Annotated in this window: 6 protein-coding genes; 1 reads left to right on the forward strand and 5 read right to left on the reverse strand. The window is 49.1% G+C overall.

Annotated features, from left to right (window positions below; genetic code table 11):
* Positions 1 to 2 precede the first annotated feature (2 nt).
* The 3 genes from D9T21_RS02825 to D9T21_RS02835 all read right to left on the reverse strand — a co-directional run bounded on the left by D9T21_RS02825 (position 3) and on the right by D9T21_RS02835 (position 4,018).
* On the reverse strand, positions 3 to 1,652 hold the full coding sequence (locus tag D9T21_RS02825) for an alkaline phosphatase D family protein (protein WP_123323626.1): 1,650 nt from the start codon (positions 1,650 to 1,652) through the stop codon (positions 3 to 5).
* A 139-nt stretch (positions 1,653 to 1,791) separates the two neighbouring features.
* A complete protein-coding gene (locus tag D9T21_RS02830; RefSeq protein WP_123323627.1) occupies positions 1,792 to 3,111 on the reverse strand; it encodes a hypothetical protein in 1,320 nt (439 codons plus the stop codon).
* A gap of 130 nt (positions 3,112 to 3,241) precedes the next feature.
* Positions 3,242 to 4,018: a hypothetical protein gene (locus D9T21_RS02835; RefSeq protein ID WP_123323628.1), complete on the reverse strand. Its 777-nt coding sequence runs from the start codon at positions 4,016 to 4,018 to the stop codon at positions 3,242 to 3,244.
* 139 nt (positions 4,019 to 4,157) lie between these two features.
* Here D9T21_RS02835 and D9T21_RS02840 point away from each other — a divergent pair, with 139 nt between their 5' ends.
* Positions 4,158 to 5,477: a DUF2254 domain-containing protein gene (locus D9T21_RS02840; protein ID WP_123323629.1), complete on the forward strand. Its 1,320-nt coding sequence runs from the start codon at positions 4,158 to 4,160 to the stop codon at positions 5,475 to 5,477.
* A gap of 45 nt (positions 5,478 to 5,522) precedes the next feature.
* On the opposite strand, the gene D9T21_RS02845 is transcribed toward D9T21_RS02840, so the two are convergent.
* Positions 5,523 to 6,740, reverse strand: a complete 1,218-nt coding sequence (locus tag D9T21_RS02845; RefSeq protein WP_164464557.1) for an energy transducer TonB — start codon at positions 6,738 to 6,740, stop codon at positions 5,523 to 5,525.
* A 125-nt stretch (positions 6,741 to 6,865) separates the two neighbouring features.
* Positions 6,866 to 8,194, reverse strand: a complete 1,329-nt coding sequence (locus tag D9T21_RS02850) for an IS4 family transposase (protein ID WP_105934698.1) — start codon at positions 8,192 to 8,194, stop codon at positions 6,866 to 6,868.
* Positions 8,195 to 8,288 lie beyond the last annotated feature (94 nt).

Below are 8,288 nucleotides of genomic sequence, written 5' to 3' on the forward strand. Positions count from 1 at the left end.
AACTAAACCTTTTCGATTGCCAGCGACGAACCCATTTTACTGATCTGATACTGACGCAGGGTTTTCGCGCTGTAGTGCTCACTGGTAATGTTCGATACACCAATAAAACTCGCGATTGCCGTCTTAGGAGCAAGTTCCAGTTTTACATAACCGCGATGCTGACAGTCCGTCCACAGAATTTCCCGGTTATGCTGCGCTACACGTTGATCAAACTCCCCGGCCAACTCCGGTCCAAAGGTTTCAAAGTCGCCCGGCGACGTAATGCCGGCTGTACCCAATTCCACCCCCATGGCATCGCCATCACCGGCAAATAACTGATTTGCCCAGAACGCGTGGCTATCACCGGTTAACACAATTAAATCGGTGGCTTTCGCCGACTGACAGAGCTGATAAAACTTCTCTCTGGCCACTGGGTACCCATCCCAGGTATCCAGATAAATAGGTAAGTCATATTTACCCAGCGCCATAAAGTAACCAAAGTGCCGGGCAATCGCGCCATTATCGGCAAGCGCTTTGGGCAAGGTTAAATCCCTGGCGTCCGGTACATTGGTTCGGGCCATGGGGATCTGGTTGCCGATCAGTCGCCATTTGGCACCCTGAGCAACAGACTCGGCCAGTTTTTGGTTAACAAAATTCTCCATTGCTACGCTTAACATAGAGCGTCCGGGGTCGCCCAGCACCGACTCAATAAAATGCCGCAGCGTGTGTTCTGACTTTATCTGTGGCAGGTGTTCAGCATAATCGATTTGCTGACTTCGACCGGTATGGCGGGTTTCTAAGGTTGTCAGTGTGGCCAGATTGCCAAATTCAAAATGCCGCCAGAGTTGTGCTTTTTCAGCCTCTTTAGCCGGTTCCCGCAAAGGCATCCACTCGTAATAAGCCTGAATCGAGGCCGCTCTGCGATCAGCCCACTCGCCTTCACCTGGCTGATGATTCTGCGCGCCGTGCAGGTACGGATTGTTGGCTGATTCGTGGTCGTCCCAGGTGGGAATTAACGGATGCGAAGCATGCATTAACCGTGAACCATTATCGGTTTTATACTGGCGGTGCCTGGTTCGGTAATCCGTTAACGAAACAATTTCATTAGCGGGCTGATGACGGCGGTTGAGCTTACGCCCCTCCTCGTCTCCCCAGCTGTCCTGACCGTATTCGTAAATATAATCGCCAAGGTGTAAAACAAAATCGACCGACTCATCACCCGCAATGTGATGGTAGGCATTGAAGTAACCAAACGGATAGTTTGAACAGGACGCCACGGCGATATTCAATGATTCCGGCTCGCCGGCGGGCAATGTCCTGGTGCGCCCGGGCTCACTCTGGCCATTGCTGGTGATAAAGCGGTAGTAATAAATGGTTCCCGGTTCCAGGCCTGTTACATCAATTTTGAAGGTGCAGTCCTGCGTTAACGACGTTTCTCCCTGACCACTTTTAACCAGTTGCTTAAATGCCAGATCCCTGGCTACTTGCCAGGTCAGGGCTATCGGTTCACGGGTATGAGTCCACAAAATAACGCTGTGATGGGTCGGGTCGCCACTTGCTACGCCGCAGTCAAACAAAGGATTTACCGGCGCAGCGGCTACCTGATAAGCAAAAGGCGTTAAGGCACCTGAGGCAAGGGTGGTTTTTAAAAACTGGCGACGAGAGAAAATCATAATAAGGTCCGCACAACAAAATGGAGCCTGACTATGCAGAAGCTCTGTGACACTCCTATGAAGTGTCGATGAACATTTTACTAAGGCATTGAAACTACTTTACTAAGTACATCAACTACCAAAGCCCGCCACCAACGGGTTAACCGCGGGATCGGATTTCCTCGACTCTCTTTAACCTGGTTAATACTTGCTCTCGAACAGCTGGCAACTGACGGGATAAAAACTCGTCGGCTTTAGCCTGGCTGTAGCGGCTGTAACTTTGATAAACCCGTGATGTCAGGCGGGTTAGATCATCCTGGTTGGTGATCTTGTGCAGGTTTTGGTCTGCAAACTGCGGATTACGATAAGCCGAACGACTAATTAGCTCCGAAGTCAAAGGTTGGGTATCAATGTCGGTTTGCCTGTTTAGCCAGCTTAGTGCCTGTTCAGGCTGGTTAAAACTCATCGCCTCAACCACCACTTTGGCCCGCGACTGGCGTTGGTCCGGCGCCGCTCGTTGCATAAAACGCTCAGCCGCTTCTTCCGGCTCTCTCACCATCCAACTACGAAATGCACGTTCTTCGATGGCTTGCTTTTGTTCAGGATCGCTAATCAGGTCGAGTCTGGCCAGCGCTTCATCAGGCTCCTTAGCTAACCAACTGGAGAACACGGCCTGCAACGCACTGTCGTTATCCATGGCCTGAACCCGCTCGAGTAAATACTCAAAATCTTCCGTTTTTTGCAGGCTTCTGGCGGTGCTGCTTATAGCATATTGAATTGCCTCAAAATCATTGGCATCGAAATCGGTTTCAATACTGCTGATGGCAGCATCCAGATCCTGCCGGGCCAGACTTGAAAATAAGCCGCCCAGTGCAAATCTACCCATTGCCTGCTGGCGGGTATCCTCGGGCTGACTCAAATACCACTGCAACGCAGCATGGGGATCGGAATCTGCCCAGGTAGCTATGACGGCCGCCATAGCACCGTCCTTTTGCATGCTACCGGTCACGTTGAGGTTTACATAATCAATGGCCTGCAGTGGTGACAGTTCCGCCAGCCGATTGATAAATAACATGGTAATTTGCAGACTTTCCGGCGAGTCACCGTATTCCAGCTGATTGAGCGCCGCTAAGGTTTGTTCTAAATTCAGCTGTGACACAATTGCATAGGCTTTGGCAATACTTGCCATGGTAGGCGACCAGCCCATATCACCTAACAGTGCCTGGGTTTGCGCGATGGCGTCATCTACCGTTACCGGCTTGTGGGCACTTTGGGCGTTAGTAACCGCCCCCTCGCCAGTCTCCTCATCAACCGGCAAGACTTTACTGCCCGTAACATTTTGCTTGTCTGCTGTTGCGGCATCTGTAGCTATGTTTACGTAACCGGGCCCGGCGGTCTGCTGAGAGTTAAGTTGTGATGTGCCATACCAATAGGCGCAGATTACGGTCGCAATCCACAGCGAACCAATTAGTAATTTCATATTCAATCCTTTGAAACCGAGAACATGCCGGTGTTACCTTATTAAGGTTATAAATCACCGATAAATACGACTTAAGTCTAACCTTTAATGGCCCGCTTCGCCAAGATAATTGCCTGGCAAGTCACAGAGGTTAAAACGAGGTGTCCCTGGCCAGAAAGCCAAGCTCAGAGCGGCTGCCGTGCAGACGGATTCGTTGCCCCGGGCGAAGTTGCTCCCACTGCGATCTGGGCGTTACCTGACACACATAATCAAAAAACTGAGCGCTGTACTCAGCCAGATAAATTTTACCGTTACAGTGCTTTCTGCGAAAGCGGCGGGGTAACTTAGCGATAGTCACCTGCTCGGTTGCCGTTTTGGCATCCAGTACATAAAGATGCAGTGCCACCGGCGCGCCGCGGTAAACAGCTAAAGCAGTAAACAAAGCAACCAGCAACGCAGCGCCAATCGCACTGTAAAAACGGCGCGGTGAATCAACTTTAATGGGCTTTTTGCCCTTCGCCAGCCGCTCGGCATTCATTTTACGCAGATGCCTGGTGTGTAAGAACTTTTTGCAAGTTATCACAAATACTACCAGGCCAGCCGTTAAGGCTATCCATTTAAAGGGGGTAACCATCTCGTTATTCAGCAGAAAAGAGTGAAAATAAACCGGTAATAACATGGCGCCGAGAATTAAGCCGCCAAAAATAAGCGCTAACGTGCCAAGTAGCTTGCGCTGTATTTGCTCGGGCGTTTCAGGTTCTGGCAGCAGTATTTCCTGCTCTGGCACTGGTGAATCATCATTATTGGCATCCAGTGCTGCCAGTGCCTGATGAATTTGTTTCACCCGCTCCGGAAACCGCGCCTTGTCGATAGTGCTGAGCGCTTCTTCAAGTTCTGCTTTTGAGTAACGACGGTAATCTGGTGCCACTGCTCCATTGACCTTAAAGGCTATCCTTTTTAATACGATACATGACCAGTTATAAAAAAACTAATCAATCCAAATCAATAGGTTAATTCGTACTAAACTGGTACTTTACAGGAAAGCTCACTGCTTATTAGGAAAACGGATGACTTTACGGCTGTTCACCACCCGCGTCAGGGTGCTATGGGAATCACTGTCAACCAGCTACTGGTTTATCCCTCTGCTGATGATGAGCATAAGCGTGGCGCTGTGTTATGCCTGTTTATCTGTTATCGAACGGGCTTTTCTGCCGGATGTTTTACGACCGCTTATCCCTCTGGTTACGCAAGAAAGCGTTCAGCAGCTTCTGTCTACCGTCGCCGGCGCAATGATAACCGTCACCAGTATTGCTTTCTCTATGACCCTGGTATCGCTAACTCTGGCATCAAATCAGTTTGGTCCACGCTTAATTCGCAATTTTATGCAGGATCGCAATACCCAGATGGTACTGGGTATTCTGGTCTCCACCTTTCTGTTCTGCCTGATTTCCCTGCATCATCTGTCGTCGATAAACAGTAACCAGGATGCGGTTTCCATGTTAGCCGGTGCCACCGTGTTTCTGGCTCTCATCGATTGTGTCACCATCATCTATTTTATCCACCATGTGTCCCGTTCAATTCAGGCCGACCAGGTGATTGCCAATTGCGTACAACATTTCGAGAGTAATATTAATTCATTGTTGTCGGTACCAGAGTCTAACGCCTCTTTTAGGGCTATTGCCGAGCAATGGGCAGCGCCACAGGGTGACTTTCTGGTGAGCGTGAAAGCGGTTCAGAACGGTTATGTTCAAACCATCAATTATTCAAGCTTTCTGAATCAGAGTGCCACCGAGGTAGCTGGGAGTGAGTTACATGTTCGCAGTGGCGACCACGTTTTATGCGGCGAAGCATTGTTTACCGTTCACTGCCGGCAGCCCGCCAGCGAAGCTGATTTTACCACTTTACGGCAAGCGGTGGTGCTGGGCGCTAACCGAACCCCTATTCAGGATCCTGAGTTTGCTATCAGTCAGCTGGTTGAAATTGCGCTACGCGCCTTATCGCCGGGGATTAATGACCCTCATACAGCCATCACCTGCGTAGATAAGCTAACCGCCATTTGTGTGCAGGTAGCCTCCCGTGAGTTTCCGGCAGAAAACCTCATTCATACTTCGTCGGAGGTGTGGCTAAAACGCCGCACATTTACCTTTGCCGGCGTGGTCGATAAAGCCTATAGCCAGGTCCGGCAATCGGCTAACGACCAGATTGCAGTGCTTATCCACTTACTCAAGAGCCTGGCGAAATTACAACAAAGTTGCGCTGCCATTGAGCAAAAAACCATATCAACTCATGCCCACAGCATCGACGAGCAAATTGCCACGCTAACTATCAGTGCCAGTGATAAAAAATCCATAGAAGAAGCTATGCTGCCGTTTAAATCAAACGATTAAGACAGAGGGGCTTGCTTGTAAGCAAAGCCCCTGTAAAGAAATGATCTAGCGGTTGCGCGGTGTCGTCTCCCCCAGACGAGCCGCATCGGACCGAACATAGTCGGTTGAGGGCATATTAAAAACAAGATTTCGGGCTTTAACGTTTGCTTCAAAATTAACTGACACGGTCATGCCTTTTGCGATAACCGCTTCACCATCGACAAACCGCGGCGTATATCGCCATTGCTGAATAGCTTCCAGGGCACTTTTTTCAAAATATTTGCTACTACCGGTTCCCTCTTTAATGCGAGCGTTCTGAACTTTGCCCTGAGGGTTGATATCAAATACCACCTCCAGTTGACTATTGCCGGTCAGTCCGCGGGCCACAAAGGGATATTCCGGTTTTTTACTGGTTAACTTCAGCGGCTCCATGTGTGACTGCCAGGGCTTCGTTGCGGCTATCTGATTGCTGTGATAGCTAGCCTTTTCAGGATCGTCAAGGCGTGTATAGGCATCTTCCAATAATGCGTGAACCTGCAGTGCTACAGGGTGCGTATAAGCTAATTTGCTCTCCAGTATGGTAGTCAGAGGCTCAAGCAAAGCTACCGCTTTATTTAAGTCATTAGAGACATAGGCTAACTGCCCCAATAACTGACGCTGACGTAAGGTGCGAAGATCCTCTTCACCCCAGGTTGCCTGAGCAGCCGCTAAACCGGTGCTAAGAGTAGCTTTAACATCCTCGATCCGGTTAGGGATCTGTCCGGTTTCAAGTAACTTACTGGCCACCATATAGTACATGTTAGCTTTATCCGCCGGATACTTGGCCGCCGAATCAGGTAAATCTTCCATGATTTTTATTATTAGTAACTCGCCACGTGAAAGACTGGTAATTCTGACGAAACGCTCATCATGGTTGGCTGTCAGCGCACTGTAAAAATCGAGTTTTGTTGCCAGCGTTTTAATCGAAAGGGCACCATACTTTTCGGTCGCGAGCTCGGTTAAGGCTTCAAACTGCTCAACCGCAGCATCATTATTCCCGGCCTTTAAGTTGGCTGCCGCAACATTGTATTTAAGGGCAAAAAGGTTGTCAGAATCGCTGGCATATTTCTGCTGCCCGGCTTCAAGAGCTTGTTGGGCAAACTTTAAAGTCTGGGCTGTATCACCGGTACTTACTGCCTGCTGATACTGTTGATAAGCACTGGTCATTTCGCTGGCGTGAGTCTGAGCAGACAACCCCAGACTGAAGGCAACGGCAGTCGCCAGTGAGAGATAACGTTTTCGCATAACTTTCTCCATGTCAGTTAATCACGTTTAGTCCTGAACCACCTACATCCTGAACAGAGGTATTAAACTTAAGTATAAAGTTAAGATACCAGAACAAAAAAAGCCAGCATATAGCTTAATGCCAGTCAGTTAAGCTGACTGGCATTTTTCTTTGAGGGGTACTTAGCCGGTCTCTTCCTTACCACTCGTGGATAATACCTGTCAGGTCGTTTGTCCGGTAACCTCATCATCCTCAACGATTCCATCAGGTATTCATAGTGAACTGGCAGCTTGGTCACTGTGTCTGGGATAGTAGTCAGGAAGAACACGATGATATGCCTCATGCAGAGTCCGAAGCTAAGCCTGGAGGGTGATAGCTCCGGCATATCTTTGACGGCATCAAGCATCATCAACCTAATCAAGTTGTAGGCGAGCAACAGCCCCCACAGTTCCTGACGCACCATCTCAGGCTTCTTGCTACGAAGCGTCAGTTTTGCCTGATGCAGAGTCTGTTTCATTTCCCTGAAACCCAACTCTATTTCCCAGCGCTGAACATACACATCAACAACTTCTGCATAGGGAAACTGCATCGCATCAACCATTGAACTAAGTACGCGATAGGTCTTCCCGTCGACTTCGTAGCGGGTAAGTCTCGCTTCAATAGTTTCAGGTAAACCATCAAACTTCTTTCGTGCCTGAGGCGATGTCTCAAGGGTCACTAAAGCATCATGTTCGCTTAGTTGATGTTTCACTGTGTACTGTAAATCTTTACGGGCGGGAAGCATCCAGTGCGTGTTAACCCCTTTAGTCATCCACAAGTACAGTAGCCCTAGCGAGTAATAGCCTCTGTCGAACAGGGTCAGAGAGTGATCAGGAACCGAAGGGATAAGCCGCTCTGCGAGAGACATCTCTCCCACATTCCGGCTGTCAAATTCACTGGCCAGAAGAAGGTGACTGGACGTTTCCATCAGACTGCACATGCGTACCTGCGGGTACGGATTATCCCCCCTGGCATTCCGGTCGCAACCAAATGCATCAAGATTCTCAGCGGTATCCTGAGCACGAAACATCACGCCATCAACCGCCAGTACATTTAAACCACACCACTGCTCAAAAGCGTACTCGCCAAATGCCCGCTGTGCCATCAGTTTAAAAGTGTGTCCGACGGCATCTTCCCCCAGTCGTTGGCGGGCTTGTACTAGCGCACTAGGCGCAACAAAACGGTTTTTGCCCGGTAGCGAAACATCGAGTTTATTCGCAATGTCCCAGACAGGATCGTTACGGAAAAGACTCATACCAACAATGGTAAAAACGACCGAATCCAGAGGTAATCGACGACGCCTGACGGTCGCTACACCTGATAATTCATAAGCTTGCTGGAGAAGTTCAGGGTCAACGAAGGACTTCAATTTATCGATAGCATTCAAGTCTTCCGCATGACTAAATGTATCATCGAGGTGTGTAAGTAAAGACATAAAAAAATCCGATACCAGAGACTGATATCGGATTGTGAACCCGTAGAAAGATCGGTCAACCGATCAGTATAAATTTCTTAACTGATCGGCATTA

Origin of the sequence: Marisediminitalea oceani (assembly GCF_003731635.1) — a bacterium.
Lineage (GTDB): Bacteria > Pseudomonadota > Gammaproteobacteria > Enterobacterales > Alteromonadaceae > Alteromonas > Alteromonas oceani.

What these genes read in the sequence shown, in the direction of transcription:
- D9T21_RS02825 (WP_123323626.1), bottom strand. Translation starts at nt 1,652, where the DNA reads ATGATTTTCTCTCGTCGCCAGTTTTTAAAAACCACCCTTGCCTCAGGT.
- D9T21_RS02830 (WP_123323627.1), bottom strand. Translation starts at nt 3,111, where the DNA reads ATGAAATTACTAATTGGTTCGCTGTGGATTGCGACCGTAATCTGCGCC.
- D9T21_RS02840 (WP_123323629.1), top strand. Translation starts at nt 4,158, where the DNA reads ATGACTTTACGGCTGTTCACCACCCGCGTCAGGGTGCTATGGGAATCA.
- D9T21_RS02845 (WP_164464557.1), bottom strand. Translation starts at nt 6,740, where the DNA reads ATGCGAAAACGTTATCTCTCACTGGCGACTGCCGTTGCCTTCAGTCTG.
- D9T21_RS02850 (WP_105934698.1), bottom strand. Translation starts at nt 8,194, where the DNA reads ATGTCTTTACTTACACACCTCGATGATACATTTAGTCATGCGGAAGAC.